This window comes from Bradyrhizobium sp. F1.13.3, assembly GCF_040548265.1.
Lineage (GTDB): Bacteria > Pseudomonadota > Alphaproteobacteria > Rhizobiales > Xanthobacteraceae > Bradyrhizobium.
The window spans coordinates 284655-303277 of the sequence record NZ_JBEPRI010000008.1 but is presented as its reverse complement, the minus strand read 5'-3'; the positions used below and the strand labels follow the sequence as shown (position 1 = coordinate 303277).

The 18623-nt window shown below is 62.8% G+C and carries 20 protein-coding genes; 14 read left to right on the top strand and 6 right to left on the bottom strand.

Features of this window, described 5'->3' with window-relative positions:
* Nucleotides 1-10 precede the first annotated feature (10 nt).
* Nucleotides 11-1102, top strand: coding sequence for an acyl-CoA dehydrogenase family protein (locus ABIB66_RS23145; protein WP_354208880.1), 1092 nt, complete (start codon nt 11-13; stop codon nt 1100-1102).
* Here the strand turns inward: ABIB66_RS23145 and ABIB66_RS23140 are convergent.
* Nucleotides 1099-1929, bottom strand: coding sequence for an IclR family transcriptional regulator (locus ABIB66_RS23140; RefSeq protein ID WP_247300398.1), 831 nt, complete (start codon nt 1927-1929; stop codon nt 1099-1101). The genes ABIB66_RS23145 and ABIB66_RS23140 overlap by 4 nt on opposite strands.
* Before the next feature lie 217 nt (nt 1930-2146).
* Between ABIB66_RS23140 and ABIB66_RS23135 the strand changes: the two genes are divergently transcribed.
* On the top strand, nt 2147-2524 hold the full coding sequence (locus tag ABIB66_RS23135; RefSeq protein ID WP_247300399.1) for a hypothetical protein: 378 nt from the start codon (nt 2147-2149) through the stop codon (nt 2522-2524).
* Here ABIB66_RS23135 and ABIB66_RS23130 read toward each other — a convergent pair.
* The gene (locus ABIB66_RS23130; RefSeq protein WP_247300400.1) at nt 2511-3314 is read right to left on the bottom strand and encodes an enoyl-CoA hydratase-related protein; all 804 of its coding nucleotides are present in this window, start codon (nt 3312-3314) and stop codon (nt 2511-2513) included. The genes ABIB66_RS23135 and ABIB66_RS23130 overlap by 14 nt on opposite strands.
* Before the next feature lie 105 nt (nt 3315-3419).
* Between ABIB66_RS23130 and ABIB66_RS23125 the strand changes: the two genes are divergently transcribed.
* The 12 genes from ABIB66_RS23125 to ABIB66_RS23070 all read left to right on the top strand — a co-directional run bounded on the left by ABIB66_RS23125 (nt 3420) and on the right by ABIB66_RS23070 (nt 14930).
* Entirely contained in the window at nt 3420-4199 is a 780-nt protein-coding gene (locus ABIB66_RS23125) for an IclR family transcriptional regulator (protein WP_247300401.1), read from the top strand.
* Between the two features lie 138 nt (nt 4200-4337).
* A complete protein-coding gene (locus ABIB66_RS23120) occupies nt 4338-5084 on the top strand; it encodes a dienelactone hydrolase family protein (protein ID WP_354208877.1) in 747 nt (248 codons plus the stop codon).
* Between the two features lie 130 nt (nt 5085-5214).
* Nucleotides 5215-6327: an ABC transporter substrate-binding protein gene (locus ABIB66_RS23115; RefSeq protein ID WP_354208876.1), complete on the top strand. Its 1113-nt coding sequence runs from the start codon at nt 5215-5217 to the stop codon at nt 6325-6327.
* Nucleotides 6328-6364: 37 nt separating this feature from the next.
* Nucleotides 6365-7240 (top strand): branched-chain amino acid ABC transporter permease, encoded by an 876-nt coding sequence (locus ABIB66_RS23110; protein WP_354208875.1) that lies wholly within the window; start codon nt 6365-6367, stop codon nt 7238-7240.
* A gap of 22 nt (nt 7241-7262) precedes the next feature.
* The gene (locus ABIB66_RS23105) at nt 7263-8276 is read left to right on the top strand and encodes a branched-chain amino acid ABC transporter permease (protein ID WP_354208874.1); all 1014 of its coding nucleotides are present in this window, start codon (nt 7263-7265) and stop codon (nt 8274-8276) included.
* Nucleotides 8257-9042 carry an ABC transporter ATP-binding protein gene (locus ABIB66_RS23100; RefSeq protein ID WP_354255778.1) on the top strand — a complete coding sequence of 262 codons (786 nt, stop codon included), beginning with the start codon at nt 8257-8259 and terminating at the stop codon, nt 9040-9042. The genes ABIB66_RS23105 and ABIB66_RS23100 overlap by 20 nt, the downstream gene beginning before the upstream one ends.
* On the top strand, nt 9032-9745 hold the full coding sequence (locus ABIB66_RS23095; RefSeq protein WP_354208872.1) for an ABC transporter ATP-binding protein: 714 nt from the start codon (nt 9032-9034) through the stop codon (nt 9743-9745). The genes ABIB66_RS23100 and ABIB66_RS23095 overlap by 11 nt, the downstream gene beginning before the upstream one ends.
* Nucleotides 9746-9782: 37 nt before the next feature.
* Complete coding sequence (locus ABIB66_RS23090) at nt 9783-11006, top strand: CaiB/BaiF CoA transferase family protein (protein WP_339031558.1); 1224 nt, start codon at nt 9783-9785, stop codon at nt 11004-11006.
* A 13-nt stretch (nt 11007-11019) separates the two neighbouring features.
* Nucleotides 11020-12090: an acyl-CoA dehydrogenase family protein gene (locus ABIB66_RS23085; RefSeq protein WP_354208871.1), complete on the top strand. Its 1071-nt coding sequence runs from the start codon at nt 11020-11022 to the stop codon at nt 12088-12090.
* Nucleotides 12091-12101: 11 nt separating this feature from the next.
* Nucleotides 12102-13259 carry an acyl-CoA dehydrogenase family protein gene (locus ABIB66_RS23080; RefSeq protein WP_247300416.1) on the top strand — a complete coding sequence of 386 codons (1158 nt, stop codon included), beginning with the start codon at nt 12102-12104 and terminating at the stop codon, nt 13257-13259.
* 26 nt (nt 13260-13285) lie between these two features.
* The gene (locus ABIB66_RS23075) at nt 13286-14062 is read left to right on the top strand and encodes an enoyl-CoA hydratase/isomerase family protein (RefSeq protein ID WP_354208870.1); all 777 of its coding nucleotides are present in this window, start codon (nt 13286-13288) and stop codon (nt 14060-14062) included.
* 7 nt (nt 14063-14069) lie between these two features.
* Nucleotides 14070-14930: an amidohydrolase family protein gene (locus tag ABIB66_RS23070; RefSeq protein WP_247300421.1), complete on the top strand. Its 861-nt coding sequence runs from the start codon at nt 14070-14072 to the stop codon at nt 14928-14930.
* Between the two features lie 21 nt (nt 14931-14951).
* Here the strand turns inward: ABIB66_RS23070 and ABIB66_RS23065 are convergent, their stop codons facing one another.
* From ABIB66_RS23065 to ABIB66_RS23050, 4 genes are all read right to left on the bottom strand, one after another.
* Nucleotides 14952-15407, bottom strand: a complete 456-nt coding sequence (locus ABIB66_RS23065; RefSeq protein ID WP_354208868.1) for a PaaI family thioesterase — start codon at nt 15405-15407, stop codon at nt 14952-14954.
* A 106-nt stretch (nt 15408-15513) separates the two neighbouring features.
* On the bottom strand, nt 15514-16683 hold the full coding sequence (locus ABIB66_RS23060) for an NADH:flavin oxidoreductase/NADH oxidase (RefSeq protein WP_354208867.1): 1170 nt from the start codon (nt 16681-16683) through the stop codon (nt 15514-15516).
* A gap of 150 nt (nt 16684-16833) precedes the next feature.
* Nucleotides 16834-17157 (bottom strand): hypothetical protein, encoded by a 324-nt coding sequence (locus tag ABIB66_RS23055; RefSeq protein ID WP_354208866.1) that lies wholly within the window; start codon nt 17155-17157, stop codon nt 16834-16836.
* A gap of 180 nt (nt 17158-17337) precedes the next feature.
* Nucleotides 17338-18549, bottom strand: coding sequence for an ABC transporter substrate-binding protein (locus ABIB66_RS23050; RefSeq protein ID WP_354208865.1), 1212 nt, complete (start codon nt 18547-18549; stop codon nt 17338-17340).
* Nucleotides 18550-18623 lie beyond the last annotated feature (74 nt).

Here is an 18623-nt window from a genome sequence, read left to right as displayed (position 1 = left end):
GGGAAATGCCATGGAAGACATGTCCGCCATTGTGCTTGAACAGGCCGATCGCCTCTTTGCGCAACACATCGACAAGAAAGTTCTCTCCGCAGCCGACGCCGGGCAATGGCCTGATGAGCTCTGGGGCGCGGTGGAAGATGCCGGCCTGCCGTTGGCGCTGGTAGCCGAATTGAAGGGCGGCGCAGGGCTCGCGCCCGACGTTGGGGCAAACCTGATCCGCAGGTCCGCATTTCATTCCGCGCCGCTGCCGCTGGCGGAGACCATGATCGCCAACGCACTCTGGACCGACGCGGGTGGCGAAGTCATCGCAGGCGCGGTGACGCTTGCGCCGGTTAATCCGAAGGATCGTATCACGCTCGTCTCGGGTGCAGCAGGCATGGCTTTGCAAGGTATCGCCCGGCATGTCGCCTGGGGCCAGCAGGCTCCGACCGCGCTTGTCCTTGCACGCGACGCGAACGGCAAGGCCTTCCTCTGCCGCGTGCCGACTGCCAAAGCGCGTTCGAACAAGACGCGGCGCAACGTCGCCTACGAGCCGCGCGAAGGTGTCGACTTCAGCGGCGTGCAGTTGGCCGTGAGCGATGTCCTGCCGGCGCCCGCCTGTATCGGAGCTGACGGCCTGATGCCATTCGGCGCGGCTATCCGCGTGCAGCAGATGATCGGCGGGATGGAACGGTGCATGGATTATGCGCTGTCCTACGCCAATGAGCGCGTGCAGTTCGGCCGCCCGATCGCGAAATTCCAGGCCATCCAGCACATGCTGGCGATTGCGGCAGGCCACTTTGCCGCGGCGTCTGCGGCAGGCGACGCCCTGACGGAGTCGCCGCGGCTGGGCGACGACGCGCTGGCCGTGGCGATTGCAAAATCACGATGCGGTGAATCTGCCGGTCAGGTCGCGGCCCTGTGCCATCAGGTCCATGGCGCAATGGGGTTTACCCAGGAACACCCGCTGCACTACGCCACCCGGCGGCTCTGGTCGTGGCGCGACGAATGGGGCGCGGAGCCCTGGTGGCAGGAAAAGATCGGCCGGATGATCTGCGCGCAAGGCGGCGAGGGCCTATGGCCGCTGCTCGTCGACCGGCCGGCAGCCGCCGGCGCGGCCTAAATTGAGGCTGTGGGGCGAAGATAGCGCTGCACGACATCGTTGAGCAGCGTGACGATCTCCGTCTGCCGCCGCGTGATGTCCTGGAGAGGGCCAGATACCGCGACCGCAAGCGCGCGGTTCCAGCCGTCGATGCCCTCGGGCAGCGGCACGGCAATCGATCCCGCGCCCGGCGTGACGAGGCCGGCCGAGAAGAAGAACCCCTCACGCCGCGTGCGCTCGACGTTTTCCAGCACCTGATTGATGTCGATCCGGGATATGTCGAGCGCGGCTTCCGCGTTGGTGCGCGTGCACAAGCTGCGGATCTCCTTGTCGCTGCTCGAAGTCAGTAGCGAAAACCCGGTGGCCGACCAGACCACGAGGCGTCTGGACCCGGGCGGGACATGAAAGCGCATCGTCGCGCGGGCCTGCAAAACGTGAATATACTGCGCATAGATTCCGCTCCGCGCGGCGATGATGACGGTGTCGCCCGTTTTATGGGACAGCTCTTCGAGCATTCGCATCAGGCTGCCGTTTCTGACGGGGCCCTTGTCGAGCCAGGTCCCGAGCAGGGTGACGCGCGGCGAGGGCAGGAAGCTGCGGCTTTCCTGCAGATAATCCATGTAGCCGAGCTCGACGAGGCAGTTGAGCAAGATCGAGGTCGACGATTGCGGAAATCCCAGCCGCTCGGCCACTTCGGCCACGCGCGCGTCCCGCTGGATCTCGTCGAAGAACTCCAGAACTCGCAGCACACGTCCCGCAGACTTGACCGATCCCGCGGCCGGCGGGCCGTAGCTCGTGGCTTCCGTGATCTGATCGTCCGCTGTCGCTCTCTTGCTTTTTCTGGCCATCGTCTGATTGTGCCGGCTATACTGCGGAGATCCGGTGATGCCGAGTCGACATTCTGATTTCATGTCTATTTGACGGCAGGTTAGTCGGGTCGCGCAGGCAGGTCCAGCCGAGTGCATCGACAGGGCCGGTATCCCGTTTCAGCGTAACCGTGATGACTTCCACATCGTGCTCGGCTCTAATATACGGCGACGGTGAATGGTAGCGTCTGAGTCGCTTGTGAGTTTCCAGCTTTCGATCCTGAAGATTCTCGACGGCCAGACCGACGGACGCGCCAGCCTCGAGGTCATCAAGCAGCACCTTGCCATCCTCTATACGAGTGGCCAGGAATGGACCGGACGGATGAATCGGCTCGCCGAACGTGCGCCGGATCTTGATATCTTCGGCCAGAAGCTGGTCGTGCGCGAACCGGGCGTGTGGAGCATCACCGAGGAAGGCCGCAGCTTTCTCGTCATCCTCGAGCGGCCCGCCGCGGTCCATCGCGAAATTGCGTCCGCCGAGCCGAGCCCGGCCGTCCCGATTACGGGGGGCAAGCACTCGGCCGGTACCGCATTTTCGTTGAACGACGCATGCGCCCTCGCGCTCACCTGCCGGTGAAGCGCGGCGCCCGCTTCTCGATGAAATGGGCAACGCCCTCTTTGAAGTCTTCCGTCCCGCGGCAGATCGCGACTTCGCTGTTCGCGAGCTGCGTGGCTTCGGCCAGCGTTTGCCGGGGAGCCGCGGTCAGTTGCTGCTTGATGATCCGCATCGAGCGGGGGGAGCAGAGTTTGGCGAAGTCTGAGGCCGTCTGTTGCACGGTCTCGCGAAAAGTATCCGCGGGCAGCATTCTGACCAGGCCGAGCCGCTCGGCTTCCGCCGCCTCGACCACGCGCCCCGAAAGAAGAAGGTCCGCCGCGTTCATCGGCCCGATGAGCTGACGCAACATCCAGGCGCTGCCGTGCTCCGCGATCAGGCCGCGCCGGGCAAAGGACGTGGTCAGTTTTGCGCCAGCTGCCATGAAGCGGAGATCGCAATACAGCGCGATGCAAAGACCAACGCCCGCGACCGCGCCATTGATGCCCGCAATGATCGGTTTGGGAACGGCGAGCAGGTAGCTGTAGCGCTGCTCCAGATCGTCGTCGCTTATGGGGGGAACGACGGGTGCGGCGGTTGCGGTTCCCGACAACGCGTCGGAGAGGCGGCCCATGTCGGCGCCGGCGCAGAAGCCCCGGCCCGCGCCGGTGATCACGATCGCGCGCACGCCGTCGTCCTCGGAGGCGATCGCCATCAGGCGGCGCAGCTCGATCTCCATGACCGGCGTCCAGGCGTTCATCTTGTCCGGCCGGTCGAACGTGATCGTCGCGACGCCATCGGACACTTCGAACTTCATCTGCTCGGCAGAAACCATGGTGACCTCCGTTGGCAAGCCTTCTAGCAAACGCTGGAAATCCGCGAAATGGCTTTCGTCTACGAGAAAACTTTTCTATCTATGTGAAAAAGCAAGCGAGGAAGCATGTCCAAAGAGGTCATCAAGACGGCCAAGCGGCTGTTCGAGATCCTGGAATATTTCGATGAAGTGCAGCGGCCCTTGAGTCTCAAGGAGGTCGCGCTGCGCTTCGGCTACCCCGTCTCAAGCGCGTCCGCGGTCCTCAAGAGCATGGTGGTGCTCGGTTACGTCGACTTTGACCGCTATTCGCGGACCTACATGCCGACGATGCGTATCGTGCAGCTAGGGCACTGGGTGCAGGGCGCGCTTTTTGGCGAGCGCGGAATTTCGGCGCTGGTGAACCACCTCAACAAGGAAACCGAAGAGACCGTCAGCATCGCGACCCAGAGCGACCTTTACATGCAATATATCCATGTCCAACCTTCGCCGCGCACGATCCAGTTTTCGATCAAGCCCGGGACGATCCGGCCGCTCGCGCGTTCGGGCCTCGGATGGATGCTGCTGAGCGCGCGTTCGGACGAGACCATCGAGAAGCTCGTGCGCCGCATCAATTTCGAGGAGGAAGACCGAAAGAAGAAGGTCGACCTGAAGGAGCTGATGCAGAAGCTCCGCAAGATCCGCAAGGATGGTTACGTCATCTCCCTTCACACTGTAACGGCCGGAGCGGGCGTCATCGGGATGTTGTTGCCGGAGCGGCGCCACGGCCGCATCCTGGCGATCGGCGTCGGCGGTCCGGTCGAACGACTGGTATCCAAGCGAACTCAGATCCTGAGATCGCTGCGCGAAGGCATCGACAAATTCGTTACGCGTGAGGATCGCGCATCCGCGACAAATGCCCGCAACTGAACGGATCGATTTTCACATATCTGTAAATACGCGCGCATATCTGTAATGCTCTGGCTTTCAGCTACGTCCCGGCACATTCTTCCGCCCACTCCACGCCTCGAACGCGCGGGGATACAAAATGGTTAGAAGGGTGGAGTCGTGCAGGAGAAGGTCGTCGATCTGAAAACCAAGGACGGGGTGATGAACACGTACGTGTTTCACCCGGACCGTCCAGGACCGTTCCCTGTCGTCATCTTCTATATGGACTCGGTCGGCGTCCGCGAGGAGCTGTCCGACATGTGCCGACGTCTGGCGACAGTCGGCTATTACGTCGTCATGCCGAACATGTACTACCGCATGGTCCGCTGCGTCGATCTCGACGCGAACCGGCTGTGGGACCCCGCCTGCGCGGATAAGCTGGAGTTCATGTGGAAGCTCAACCGCCACCTGACCAACACCATGGTGATGGAAGACACCCAGGCCATATTCGACTTCCTGGCCACTGAGCCGGCTGCGCGGCAGGGCAAGACGGGATGTGTCGGCTATTGCATGAGCGGCCGCTACGTCTATCGCGCGATGGGCGTGTTTCCCGATCGCATGGCCGCCGGCGCCTCCGTCTACGGCGCGCGCCTCGTCACTGACCAGCCGGACTCCGCCCATCTCGTCACCGACAAGATCGAGGGCGAGATCTACTTTGCCCTGGCCGAGCATGATCACTACGCGCCTCCCGAGATGCTCGAGCAGGTATCGCGGGCGATCAAGACGACCGGCATCAACGGGCGGATGGAATACTATCCGGAAGCCGAACACGGCTTCGCTTTTCCAACCCGGCGCCTCTACCACAAGGCCAGCACCGAGCGGCATTGGGAGCGCCTGTTCGATCTCTTTCAGCGCAATCTGAATTGAGCTCGGGCGCTGAGTCCATCAGAAATCAAAGGAGCCGCCGCGTTGCCGCGGGCTGGCGAGACAAATCATAGGGGGAAGAACGATGAAGCGTGTGGATCGCCGAAATGTAATGTTGTCTTTGGGGGCCATCGTGGCGGCGACTGTGCAGCTCGCTGGCGCGCCCGGCGCGATGGCGGCTGACCCGGTCAAGATCGGCCTTGCGCTGCCTCTGAGCGGCGCAGCGGCGACTTATGGGCAGGAATTGCAGCGCGGCGCTGAATATGCAGCCGACCTCGTCAACCAGCGCGGCGGCATTCTCGGCGGCCGGAAGATCGAACTGGTCTTCGAGGATGAGAAGGGCACGCCGCAAGGCGGCGTCGCCGCGGTCCAGAAGCTGATGTCGGTGGGGCGCGTAAAAGCGATAACCGGGGGGACGAACAGCTCGGTCGTGCTTGCCGAATCTTCGGTCACTAAGAAGCGTATCCTGCAAGTAAACGCTGGCGCGCAGGCTGATGCGATCACCGATCAGGGCAGTCCCTGGCTGTTTCAAATCAACAACACGGTGTCGCTCAACTCCGAATCGTTCAATGCCTACATCGTCAAGACGCTAAAGCCGAAGACGGTCGCCTACATGGGCGAGAATTCCGAGTTCAACAAGACGGTCCTTGAGAAACTCAAGGCGAGCCTCCAGTCCGCAGGCATTGAGCTGGTGAGCATCTCTACTTATGACGCCGAGACTAACGATTTCACGTCCATTCTCACCAAGATCAAGGCGAGCAATCCGGACATGATCTACGTCGCCGACGCCTATCCGGCGCGCGCCGCACAACTGTGGAAGCAGGTGCGCCAGCTCGGCGGCTTCAAGATCGAGGTGATGTCGCCAGGCGTGGTGACGCCGGGCATGATCAAGCCATCGGAGGGCGCCATGAACGGCGTCATTACGGGAGAGATATTCATGGCATCAGATCCCGGCGCCGAAGGCAAGGAGTTCGTCGAGAACTATCAGAAGAAGTTCAACTCCTCTCCGGGAAAAGGTGAGCTTGTGATCTTCGAGGCGATTAATCTCATCGCCGCCGCGATGGACAAAGCCGGTACCGACAGCGACTACGACAAGATCTCGAAAGTCATCCGCGAAAACTCCTGGCCGAGCCCGAGGGGACTGCTCAAGTTCGACGAGAAGGGCAGGGCGCGGGCGCCGTACTTCTACATCCAACGAGTCGAAAACGGGGCTGTCGTCCAGGTCGAGCGCGTCGCCTCGAACTGACGATCGCGCGGATCAAATTTAGAAGGCACGTACGGCTTTGGAACTTCTGGTTCAAACCCTCGTCAACGGATTGGTGCTTGGCGCCGGCTATGCCGTCATCGCCGTAGGCCTGACGCTGATCTTCGGAATCGTGGGCATTGCAAACTTCGCCCATGGTGCGTTCTTCGCCATGGGCGGCTATGCCTGCTACCTGCTGACGTCGCGAGGCATGAACTATTTCATCGCTGTTCCGTTGTCGGTGCTGATCGTTGTGGCCATTGGCGCCGTCACTGAATGGGTCGTCATCCGTCGCAGCCTGTATGGCGATTCACATCACGGCTCACTGATCGTCACGTTCGCGCTCGGTCAGGCGGCGGTGGCCGGATTGATCCTGATCTTCGGGCCGGACCCGCTCCCGGTGACATCGCCGCTCGGACAAAGCACGATGCGATTTCTCGGTATCTTCGTGACGTCGCAACGCGCGTTCATCTTTGTCTGTTCAGTTCTCGTGCTCGGCGCGCTCGGTCTGTGGCTCCGTCTGAGCATAAAGGGCCAGCAGGTCGTGGCCGTCGCCCAGAACGCGCGTGGCGCGCTCTATTCCGGCATCGATGTTCCCTGGATCCGCGCGCTGGCCTTCGTGCTAGGCGTCGCCGCCGCTGGTCTTGCAGGCGCGCTGTTGGCGCCGATCTCGACGATCTATCCGACCATGGGATACAGCGCCTTGATCGTCGGCTTCACGGTCGTCATCCTGGGCGGGATGGGCAGTATTCCGGGCGCGATGCTGGGTGCGCTTCTCATCGGTGTCGCCAACGCGCTGTTCGAAACTTACGTCTCTGTCTCGTGGACGCCCGCGCTGGGCTGGGGCCTCGTCATCGCCACGCTGCTGTTCCGACCGCAAGGACTGCTTGGCCAAGTCCAGCAGCATCGGCACTGAGATGGCAATCCAGGATTTCGGCATGACGATGGACAGGAAGCGGGCCGGCGCCATGAATGGCGAAAGGGCCGGGCGCGCCGCGCGAGAGGCCATTTACGTCGCATGCGCAGTCGCGGCCATCGCGGCGTTCGCCTTCGCGTTCACCGACCCGTTCGTGGTGACCCTCGCCGGGTACACCTGTGCGTTCGCCCTGTTTGCTCTGAGCATCAACATCATCCTCGGCGGCGTCGGAGAGGTGCCGCTCGGCCAATGCCTGTTTTTCGGCGTCGGCGCTTACGGCGCGGCGATCGGAATGGGCAAGCTCGGGCTGCCGTTCGAGGTCGCGGTACTGATCGCGCTCGTGCTTTCCGTGGTGCTGGCCGCCATCATTGGCGTCATCACGCTGCGTCTGACCGGCGCCTATTTCTCGATCGTGTCCTGGGGCCTGACCGGCGTCGCCATGGTCGCAGCAACGAATCTCGAGGAGATCACCGGGGGACCGCTCGGCCTGTTCGGCTTTCCGCCGATCGAGATCGGTTCGCTCCAGCTGTCGGATCCGCAGACCTACTTCGCGGTCACCGCCACCATTCTTCTGCTTGCGATCGTCTTCCTGGTGGTCCTGCGCCGGTCTCCTTTCGGCGCCGCCATGGACAGTGTCCGCCAGAATCCTCATCTCGCGCGCTCGGTCGGCGTCGATGTGGCGCGCGTCCGGCTTAAGGCTTTCATGCTGAGCGCGCCGTTTGCCGCGCTGGCTGGTGCGCTCGCCGTTCCCTACACGCAGATTGTCACGCCCGAGGTCTTCAGCGTCGCGAACACGGTGGACGGGCTCCTGATGGTTCTGCTGGGCGGCGCGCAGCTGGTGGTCGGACCGGTGATCGGCGCTGCGATGTTCACGCTGATACCGCAGGCTATGAACCTCGATCCGAACGTGAGGATCCTGGCGTTCTCGTCGATCATCATCCTGATCATGATGTTTGCCCCCGGCGGACTGCATCAACTGGGCGTTGCTCTGCGTGACCGGCTCGGAAGGAGGACAGATGACGATCGCAGCCGCTGAGCGTCCCATCGTCTCGGCCCGGGATATCGTCAAGCGATATGGCGGCGTGACGGCCCTGAACGGCGTCAGCCTCGATGTCGAGGAAGGCGAAATCTTGGGCATTATCGGCCCGAATGGTGCGGGCAAGTCGACGCTGTTCGACATCCTCTGCGGCATCACCGTGCCGACCAGCGGATCGATCCGCATCATGGGAAGCGAGATCTCGGGGATGCCGCCGCATCTCATCGCGCGCTCAGGCGTCGCCCGAACCTTTCAGAGAACTGCGGTGTTCGCTGAAAGCACGGTGCTGGAAAATCTCCTGTTCGGGCGCCATGCGAGCTTTCACCACGGCGTCCTTGGCCGCATCGTCGGCAGCAAGTCCTATGTCCGGGATCAGCAGGCCTTCCACGCCCGCGTCGAGGAGGTTCTTGCGTTGATCGGCCTCTACGGAGAGCGGAACCGCAAGGCCGGCGTGCTGGCCTATGGTGTGCAGCGCCGGCTCGCCGTCGGAATCGCATTGATGTCCGATCCGAAGATCATGTTCCTCGACGAGCCCGCCGCCGGCATGAACGGGCGCGAGACCGCCGACTTCATCGCCCTGATCCGTGCGATTGCACCGGGGCGGACCATCCTGATCGTCGAGCACGACATGGCGGTCATCCGGCAGCTCTGCGGCCGCGCGCTCGTCGTCGTCGACGGCAAGCCTGTCGTGGTCGACGCGCCGCATCACGTTCTCAGTCATCCGGAAGTCGTGACCGCCTATTTGGGGGCTGACGATGACGAGTGATGGCACGCTGCTGACCGTCAAGGACGTCTCGGCGGCTTACGGCAAGGTCGTCGCGCTCCGCGGCGTCTCGCTCTCCGTCAACCGCGGCGAGATCGTCGCCATCCTCGGCGCCAACGGCGCGGGTAAAACCACGTTGTTGAACGCGATCTCCGGCGTCCTGCCGATCACTGCGGGCCGCATCGAGTTCGCGGATCAGCGCATCGACGGGCGCAAGCCCTGGACGCTCAGCCGGGCCGGCATCAGCCACGTCCCCGAAGGGCGCGAGATCTTTCCGTCGATGACGGTCGAGGCGAATTTGAAGATCGTCGACGCATTCGGCAGCGGTCCCGTGTTTACGGTCGATGACGTGCTCAACATGTTTCCGCGCCTGCGCGAGCGTTTCCGGCAGGCCGCCGGAAATCTCAGCGGCGGCGAGCAGCAGATGCTGGCGATCGGCCGCGGCTTGATGGCGCGTCCGCGGCTCATCCTGTTCGATGAGCCGTCACTCGGTCTGTCGCCGTTCTTCTCCAAATTCGTGCTCGGCGCGATCGGAGCGCTGCGGGCCAGGGGCCTCTCGGCGCTTCTGGTCGAGCAGAATATGCGCGCGGCGCTCAAGATTGCCGACCGGGCCTATGTGCTCAGAGTGGGCTCGATCGTGCGCGAAGGAATGGCCGGCGAAATCGCTGATGCCCCCGACATCCAGGAAGCCTATCTCGGCGCTTAGCGGACATAGCTCTTTGCAAGGGATTTGAGACAGACACATGCAGGGTCGACGCAATCTTCCGCTCGATGGCCTTACGGTCATCGATCTTGGTCAGGTCTATCAGGGCCCTTACGCAACTTATCTGATGGCCAAGGCCGGGGCCCAGGTAATCAAGATCGAGCCGCTTGCCGGAGAACCGGTTCGTCAGCGCGACAGCGTCAGTCGCGGGTCGGGCGCACCGTTCGCGATGCTGAACGGTCACAAGAAGTGCATCACGCTGGATCTGAAATCCGCGAAGGGCAAGGAGATCCTCAAGCGCCTGGTCAAGGACGCCGATGTCCTGCTGGAAAACTACGCGCCGGGCGTGATGGATCGGCTCGGGATCGGCTGGTCCGTGCTGCACGAGCTCAATCCCCGGCTAGTCTATGCGTCGGGATCCGGTTATGGACTGTCGGGCCCGGATAAGGACAATCTGGCCATGGACGTGACTGTGCAGGCCGTGTCGGGACTCATGAGCGTTACCGGCTTTCCGGATAGCCCGCCCGTCAAGGCCGGTCCGGCGCTGGTCGATTTCATGAGCGGAATTCACCTCTATGCCGGGGTGATGACGGCGTTGTACGAGCGGCAGATCACGGGCGTCGGCCGGCTGGTGGAGGTGGCGATGCAGGAGGCCGTGTTTCCCGCGCTCGCCTCGAACCTGGCCTACATGTACGACATCGGCAGGGCGCCGCCGCGCACCGGCAATAGACACGGCGGGCTCTCCGCGGCGCCATACAATGTCTATCCGGCGAGTGACGGCTACATCGCGATCATTGCGACCAACGACAAGCATTGGGGCAATCTGCTGCAAGCGATCGGACGGACCGAACTCGCGGACGATCCGCGATTCCGCGACAAGGTCGCGCGCGTTCGCAACATGGACGAAACCGACCAGTTGATCGCGGACTGGAGTTCGAAGATCACCCGCGAGGAGGCCTGCGCTGCACTGGCGAAATTCAAGGTGCCGTCCGCACCGGTCCGCGACCTAGAAGAGGTGTGCAACGACCGACACATGCATTCACGCGGCATGCTGGAATGGATCGAGCATCCGCAGTTCGGGCGGATCGTCATTCCGGACAGCCCGATCCGCATTCACGGCGCGGACAGGCTGCCGGCCGCGGTCTCCTCCAGATTGGGCGCGAACACCGATGAGGTGCTGTCGTCGATGCTCGACATGTCGGAGCCCGAGATCGCTACGCTGCGGAGCGAGGGCGTGATCGGCCCGCGCCCCCCATCCACATAGTGAGAGAATGACGATGTCAGCTTCCGAAACCCTCGTCGTCGAAACAGCCGCGCGTGTCCTTGCGGATCTGGCCGATCCGCAGACCATTGTCCAGAAGCGCGACGATGCTTGGAAGGCGCCGCTTTGGTTGTTTCTTCAGGAGATAGGACTGGACCTCGCCTGGGCTTCCGAGACCGCCGGCGGGGCAGGGGCGTCGCTCGGCGATGGCTTCGGCATCATTCGCGAGGCCGGCCGCGCGGCATTGGGAGTGCCACTCGCGGAAACGCTTCTGGCCGGGTGGCTGCTAGACCGCGCGGGTCTGACCGCGCCGGGCGGGCCGATGACGGTGGCGCCGGTTCGCCCGAAAGATCACCTCACACTCGACAAGACCGGACGCGTCAACGGCCAAGCCCGCATGGTGCCCTTCGCGAGCGATGTCGAGCATCTCGTCGTGCTGGCCAATGGCGACGAGGGGCCGTCGATCGCTCTGGTCCGAACGGCCGATTGCAAGCTGAAGCCCGGCAAAAGCCTCGCGAGCGACGCGCGCGACACCGTGGGTTTCGCGAACGTGCTGCCGGTTCATCGTGCGCGCCTGAAGGAATCGGGAGCGCGCGAGAAGGACGTCCTCCTGCTGATGGGCGCAGCTGTGCGAGCGCAGCAGATTGCGGGCGCTCTGGACAGGATCCTCGAAGTTTCGGTTCTTTATTCGCAGCAGCGTGTCGCGTTCGAGAAGCCGATCTCGAAATTCCAGGCGATCCAGCACAGCCTTGCGCGGCTCGGCGGTGAGGTTGCTGCGGCTGCGTCCGCGGCGGCGTCGGCGGCCGATACCATCGCCAACACCGGCTTTGATGACGATGCCGCGCTGCTTGAGATCGCAGCGGCTAAGATTCGCTGCAGCGAGGCCGCCGAGGTCGGAACCGGCATCGCCCATCAGGTGCACGGCGCGATCGGATTCACCGATGAACATATCTTGCATCGGTTCACGCTGCGCCTTCTTTCATGGCGCGATGAGTTCGGTGACGAAACGTTCTGGAGCCTCAAGCTCGGCGAGTTAATCACCGCCAGAGGTGCCAGGGAACTCTGGCCCCTGCTTGCCTCTCGCTGAAAGGAGCCGCGATGTCTCTCATTCATTTCGACGCCATGCGCCTGCCGGATCATTGCCAGGAGTTGCGCAAGGAGGTCCGGGCGTTCCTTGAGAGCGAGATCGCAGCGGGCACGTTCGATCCCGATCGGCCCGAAGTCGGCGCGAAGAATGCCGATGAATTCTCCCGTCGCGTCGGCGCGAAAGGCTGGATCGGCATGACTTGGCCGAAGAAGTATGGCGGGCAGGAGCGCAGCTTCCTCGAGCGCTATGTCGTCACCGAGGAGATGCGGATTGCCAATGCACCCGTGCGCCGCTTTTTTGTGGCGGATCGGCAGAGCGGCCCAACCCTCATTCGCTACGCGGACGAGAAGATCAAGCAGGACGTGCTTCCCCGTATCATCCGCGGCGAGCTGTTCTTCTGCATCGGCATGAGCGAGCCGAATTCCGGCTCGGATCTGTTCGCGGCGAGCGCGAAGGCGACCAGAACGGACGGAGGCTGGCTGATCAACGGAACGAAAGTCTGGACCAGCAGCGCGCACATCGCGGACTACATGATCGGCCTGTTCCGGACCTCCGGCTCGACCAAGGAAAACCGGCGGCACGGCCTCACGTCGTTCCTGGTCGACATGAAGACGCCTGGCATCACCTGCCGGCCGATCGGGCAGATGAGCGGCCAGCGCGACTTCAACGAGGTCGTGTTCCAGGACGCGTTCATTCCGGACGATCATGTCATCGGGGAGGTCGATGGCGCCTGGAAGCAGGCCACGAGCGAGCTTGCTTACGAGCGCTCGGGGCCTGAGCGGTTTCTCGAAACCTACGATGCGTTGCTTGCGCTTACCAACGCCGCGGGCGCCAAGCCGGACGTGAGGGTGACCGTCGGCATCGGGCGGCTGGTCGCGCAATTGCACACGCTGCGCCGCATGTCCGTTTCGGTGGCAGGGATGCTCGAGGCGGGCCGCGAACCCGTCGTCGAGGCCGCGATCGTCAAGGATCTCGGCACGGTCTGGGAGCAGGGCCTGCCGCATCGGGTCCGCGAGCTCGCTTCGCTGCTCGACCTCGAGGACGACGAAGAGGACGCCTTCCGCAACAAGCTGGATTTCGAGCTCAAGATCGCGCCGAAGCTCACAATCCAGGGCGGCACCACGGAAGTCCTGCGCGGCATCATCGCGCGCGGGCTTGGACTTCGCTGATCAAGACAAAAGGAATCTGACTCCACATGAGCACTGATATCGCGGTTACCACGCAAGGCCACGTCGCAACGATCGAGATCCAGCGGCCACCGCTGAATTATTTCGATCTCCAGCTCATTCGGGACATCGCCGACGCACTCGACAAGATCGATGCGAACGGCGAGATCCGCGCCGTCGTCCTTGCCGCGCAGGGCAAGGCGTTTTGCGCCGGCGCGGATTTCAATACGCCGGCCCGGGACGCGCCGGCCAGTGGCGACCAGCGAGACGGCGGTCACCTCTATATAGAGGCCGTGCGCATCTTCCGGAACAAGAAGCCGATCGTCGCAGCGGTGCAGGGCGCGGCAATCGGCGGCGGCTTTGGTCTGGCGATGTCGGCGGATTTCCGCGTGACGTGTCCCGAGGCCCGTTTTGCCGCGAACTTCACGCGCCTGGGTTTCCATCCCGGCTTCGGACTGACCGTCACGCTGCCCGAGGCCATCGGCAAGCCGAACGCCGAGTTGATGTTCTACACCAGCCGGCGCGTCACTGGTGAGCAGGCACTGGCGATGGGATTGGCGAGCGTTTTGGTCCCTCAGGACCAGGTTCGCGCGGCCGCGATGTCGCTCGCGCAGGAAATTGCCGAATGCTCGCCGCTCGGCCTTCTGTCGACCCGCGCCACCATGCGCGTGGGACTCGCGGACCGCGTCAAGCATGCGACGGATCACGAACTCACCGAGCAGAATCGCCTGCGCGTGACCGACGATTTCCGCGAAGGGGTCAAATCCACGGCGGAGCGCCGGTCCGCCAATTTCACCGGCAAGTGAGGTCACCATGACGGAAAAGCTCGAAAAATTTCCGGAGGGAAGTTGCGATTGCCACGTCCACATCTATGGGCCGTTCGATCGCTTCCCCGTCGACTATTCCGGAAAATTCGCTCCGAAGCAGGAGTTCCCAGTCGATATGCTGTTCGACGCCTGGAAGACGATCGGCATTTCGCGCGGCGTGATCGTCCATGCCGGCAATGCCGGCTCGGACAACGAGGTGACGCTCGAGGCCTTGAAGCGCTTTCCGGACAAACTGCGCGCCGTCGCGATCCTCAATCAGGATGTCACAGACAAGCGGCTGGACGAGTTGACCGATGCCGGCTTCAAGGGCGTGCGCATCAATCTCCTGTATCAGGACGGCAAGCCCGTGTTGTCGGGCGGCGGCATGAATCTGGACGACCTGAAGGCCTTGGCGCCGCGCATCGCCGAGCGCGGTTGGCACGCGCAGCTCTGGATCGAGACCGGCGATCTGCAGCAACTGGCGCCCGAAATCGAGAAGCTCCCGCTCGACTTCGTCATCGACCATCAGGGTCGCACCATGGCAGACAAGACCGTCAATTACAGTGGCTACCAGTGGTTCTGCGACCGCGGCCTCAAGAGCGGCCGCTATTGGTGCAAGCTGTCCGGTGCGGATCGCAACACGCGAGTCGGCAGCCCGTACAAGGACACCGAGGACTTCATGAAGGCGCTGGTCGCGGCCAACCCCGACCGGCTGGTCTGGGGCAGCGACTGGCCGCACGTCGGCCACGCCGACGACGCCGTCCCGAAGGAGTCCGTGCTGATGGATCTGTTCAGGCGCTGCGTGCCCGACCAGGCCGTCCGCAGGAAGATCCTGATCGACAATCCGGCCAGACTCTACGGCTTCTGAGAGCCGAGAGCTGCGAAAGGATTACGCGGGGCTGGTCCCGGCAGGGTTCTTGGGCCGTAGAGCCGCTGTCGAACTCGCCGTTGCGATGAGCACGTCGTTTGAATCCCGCAGCTCGGCTTCCAGGAAGCCGACGCTGCGTCCCTGCCGGACGACCTTGCCGTAAGCCCGATACAGGCCCGGGTGTGCGGGCAGCAGGAATGCGACCTTGATCTCGAGGCTCGCGACTGTAGTCAGGTATTCGCCGCGCAGCAGGCTCGCGGTCGCCATGGCCGCATCGAGCCAGCCCGTCACGATTCCACCCTGTACGATGCCGCCCCTGGGATGTCCTTCGGTGGAATGGCAATGCCGACGCTCGGCATGCCATTCGATCACGACACGATCGCGTGTCTGATCATAGGAAACGGCGCCGACGCCGAGCAACTCCCACGCCGCCGGCCGTCGCGCCTCGGTCTGCTTGATCAAGTCTTCGTACGACATGTCTGGTGATAGCCCGTAATTGCTGGATGTTCACGAGGCGAGCCGCAGCACGCCTCGCAAACAATCAGCACAGGCAATGTCGCTACACAACAGCGCCCGGCGGAGATCAGCTATCCGACGCGATGCCCTTTTGCCACGTGGAGGGATTTCCGCCAAAGCCGCGGCGGGCCCGTTTTTCGAGCCAGTAGCCCATTTGCGGCGGGACCGCGCTGAAGGTCGGATCGACGCCGAGCTTCTGCGCCGCGTCCATCGCCCAGTTCGGGTTGTGGATGAACTCTCGGCCGACAGCGACGAGGTCGGCTTTCTTGTCCTGAAGGATCGCTTCGGCCTGATCGCCGTGAATGATGAGGCCGACCGCCATGGTCATGATGTCTGCCTCGCGGCGGATATAGTCCGCAAACTGGACCTGATAGCCGTACTCGTTGAGGCGGAAGAAGTTGGGGACCTTACTGTTGAGGCCGCCGGTGCTGCAGTCGATGACGTCGACGCCCTTCGTCTTGAAGATGCGGACCAGCCTGGCGTTCTCAGCCGGACCCCAGCCCGCCTCGTCTTCGATCGAAAGACGGACGAACAGCGGCTTTGGCGCCGGCCAGTTGGCGCGCACGGACTCGGCGACCTCGATGGCAAATCTCATCCGGTTGGCTTCGCTGCCGCCATAGTCGTCCGTTCGCTGGTTCGCCTCAGGCGACAGGAACGAATGGATCAGATAGCCATGGGCGGCATGCAGCTCGACGACGTCGAAGCCGGCCTGGTCGGCGCGCGCCGCCGCCTTGCCCCAGGCGTCGATCGCATCAGGAATCTCGTGACGCTCCAGTGCGCGCGGCGTGAAATAGCCATTGCCGAACGCAAGCGCGCTCGGACCGATCAGGCCCCAGCCGTCGACGTCGTCGACGGCTGCAAGCTCTTGGGCGGAGAGGGTTCCATCTCCCTCCCAGGGACGCCGGGCCTTTCCCTTCCGGCCGGTGTGTCCAAGCTGGATGCCGGCTGCAGCGCCGTTCGACTTGATGAAGCTCGCGATGTCGCGAAGCGGCGCGATGAACTTGTCGTCCCAGATGCCGAGGTCCCCGACCGTCCCGCAGCCGCGGCGCTCGACCTTGGTCGACTCGACGATGACAAGGCCCGCGCCGCCTGCGGCGAACTTGCCCGCATTGGTGATGTGCCAGGGGGTCGGAAAGCCGCGGTCTGCAACGTATTGCAGCATCGGCGGGACCACGATCCGGTTCTTGATCTCGACATCACGGATACGTAGTGGTGAGAACAGCAGCGTCTCGTTCATCCGGCCTCCCTTGTTGATTTCAGATTAGGGAGCTGGCCCACATATGCCAATGCACGTCAGGGACGGCATCGCATTTCTATGGATGTGAAAAGAGGGGCTGACGATACCTTGTTGGCTGGACGGCGTCGTTCACGCGACCGTTGACCTCCGCTATTCTGTGTCCGGATGGTCTGCAAGAATTGTCGCCAACGCTTTTCCCGATTTCGCGAGAATCTTCTGCCTTGCTTCCGCGATCTGCTCCAGGGGGTGTGCGATCTCCCGCAATCCCATCTCGACCCCAAGATCGTTGAGGGCTCTCTGGTCGAACGCGATCGAGTCGTCGGCCCAGCGGTTCATCTGCTCCGCCCAGAGCTTGCAAAGATCGTTGGCGGAGAGTTGTTCGTACCGGCGGCCGCGTACGAGATAGGATTGCCGATTGTCCAATTGCCGATTCTTGAGCAGCAGCTCGACAGCTTCTCGCGCCTGATCGGTCATGGACCACCATTTCCCGAAACGTGTCGTCGAGATCCTCAATTCGGGTTCGTTGCGAGATAAGCATAAACTCTGCGGGACCGGAAGCCAAGCCGGCCACTTCATCCCGATCGAGCGGTGGAAGCCGCGCCCTGAGCGGCAGCCCAGTGCTGCCGCTCAAAGATCCTTCACGAAGCCTGGAGATCAGGACTTCTTCATCAGCGAACACTTGCTCTGTTCGCGGGGAATGTTGGCGTCTTCGGCCGGGACCGTTGCGACGACGTCGTAGAAGTCCCACGGCCCCTTAGACTGCTCCACCGTCTTTGCCCGCAGCAGGTAGTAGTCGTGGATGTGCATGCCGTCCTCGCGAACGTAACCCTTCTCCGAGAAGAAGTCGCTCACGGGCATCGAACGGAATTTTGCGAGCACGGCTGCGGTGTCGAGGGTTCCAGCAGCTTCGACGGCCTTCAGATAGTGCAAGGTGGCCGAGTAGATGCCGGCCTGAACCATGGTCGGCATGCGGCCGACCTTGTCGAAGAAGCGCTTCCCGAACGCGCGCGAACCGTCATTCCGATTCCAATAGAAGGCTTCCGAGGTGTACAGACCCTGCAGATTGGGAAGACCCACCGACTTGGCATCTGTGATCTGGAACAGCAGAGCCGCGACCCTCATCTTGCTCTTCTGTCCGAGCAGGCCGAACTCGTGCGCCTGCATCAGCGAATTGGTTGTGTCGCCGCCGGCATTGGCGAGAGCCAGCACGTTGGCGCTCGAGTTCTGCGCCTGCAGCAGGAACGACGAGAAGTCGCTGGTGTTGAAGGGGTGCCGCACCGAGCCGACCACCTTGCCGCCGGACTCCTTGAGCACGGCGGACGCATCGTTCTCGAAAGCTTGTCCGAAAGCATAGTCGGCCGTCAGGAAGTACCATTCGTTGCCACCCTGTCCCAAAAGCGCCTTCGCGGTGCTGCGCGCCAGGGTGTAGGTGTTGTAGGTCCACTGGAAGGTGTTAGGAGAGCATTTCTCGTTCGTGATGGCGGATGCGCCGGCCGACGACACGATCATCATCTTGTTCTTGTCCCGGACCAGATCAGCCAGAGCCAGCGCGACCGCGGAGTTTCCGATATCGAGAATGACATCGACGTTCTCCGTGTCGATCCATCGCCTGGCGATGCCCGAGGCGATGTCCGTCTTGTTCTGGTGATCGGCGAACACGAGCTCGATCGGCCGTCCCAGCAATTTTCCGCCGAAATCGGCGATCGCCATCTTGGCAACTTCAACGGCTGCAGGCCCCGCGGCATCCGCATATTGGCCCGACTGATCGTTGAGAACGCCGAGCTTGACCGGCTTCGACGCAGGCGTCTGCGCGTGAGCCGAAGCAAGACTGAGGAAAACCATCGACGCAGCCAGTACATTTCTCATTTTTCACTCCCCTTTGAATTTTTTTTAACTTTCGAGATCAGGATTGATCTTGCGACACCAGCCGCGCTGGCGGC

Excerpts from the sequence above, each read along its gene's own strand:
- ABIB66_RS23145 (WP_354208880.1), top strand. The coding sequence starts at position 11 with ATGGAAGACATGTCCGCCATTGTGCTTGAACAGGCCGATCGCCTCTTT.
- ABIB66_RS23140 (WP_247300398.1), bottom strand. The coding sequence starts at position 1,929 with ATGGCCAGAAAAAGCAAGAGAGCGACAGCGGACGATCAGATCACGGAA.
- ABIB66_RS23130 (WP_247300400.1), bottom strand. The coding sequence starts at position 3,314 with ATGGTTTCTGCCGAGCAGATGAAGTTCGAAGTGTCCGATGGCGTCGCG.
- ABIB66_RS23125 (WP_247300401.1), top strand. The coding sequence starts at position 3,420 with ATGTCCAAAGAGGTCATCAAGACGGCCAAGCGGCTGTTCGAGATCCTG.
- ABIB66_RS23105 (WP_354208874.1), top strand. The coding sequence starts at position 7,263 with ATGACGATGGACAGGAAGCGGGCCGGCGCCATGAATGGCGAAAGGGCC.
- ABIB66_RS23100 (WP_354255778.1), top strand. The coding sequence starts at position 8,257 with ATGACGATCGCAGCCGCTGAGCGTCCCATCGTCTCGGCCCGGGATATC.
- ABIB66_RS23095 (WP_354208872.1), top strand. The coding sequence starts at position 9,032 with ATGACGAGTGATGGCACGCTGCTGACCGTCAAGGACGTCTCGGCGGCT.
- ABIB66_RS23090 (WP_339031558.1), top strand. The coding sequence starts at position 9,783 with ATGCAGGGTCGACGCAATCTTCCGCTCGATGGCCTTACGGTCATCGAT.
- ABIB66_RS23085 (WP_354208871.1), top strand. The coding sequence starts at position 11,020 with ATGTCAGCTTCCGAAACCCTCGTCGTCGAAACAGCCGCGCGTGTCCTT.
- ABIB66_RS23080 (WP_247300416.1), top strand. The coding sequence starts at position 12,102 with ATGTCTCTCATTCATTTCGACGCCATGCGCCTGCCGGATCATTGCCAG.
- ABIB66_RS23075 (WP_354208870.1), top strand. The coding sequence starts at position 13,286 with ATGAGCACTGATATCGCGGTTACCACGCAAGGCCACGTCGCAACGATC.
- ABIB66_RS23070 (WP_247300421.1), top strand. The coding sequence starts at position 14,070 with ATGACGGAAAAGCTCGAAAAATTTCCGGAGGGAAGTTGCGATTGCCAC.
- ABIB66_RS23065 (WP_354208868.1), bottom strand. The coding sequence starts at position 15,407 with ATGTCGTACGAAGACTTGATCAAGCAGACCGAGGCGCGACGGCCGGCG.
- ABIB66_RS23060 (WP_354208867.1), bottom strand. The coding sequence starts at position 16,683 with ATGAACGAGACGCTGCTGTTCTCACCACTACGTATCCGTGATGTCGAG.
- ABIB66_RS23055 (WP_354208866.1), bottom strand. The coding sequence starts at position 17,157 with ATGACCGATCAGGCGCGAGAAGCTGTCGAGCTGCTGCTCAAGAATCGG.
- ABIB66_RS23050 (WP_354208865.1), bottom strand. The coding sequence starts at position 18,549 with ATGAGAAATGTACTGGCTGCGTCGATGGTTTTCCTCAGTCTTGCTTCG.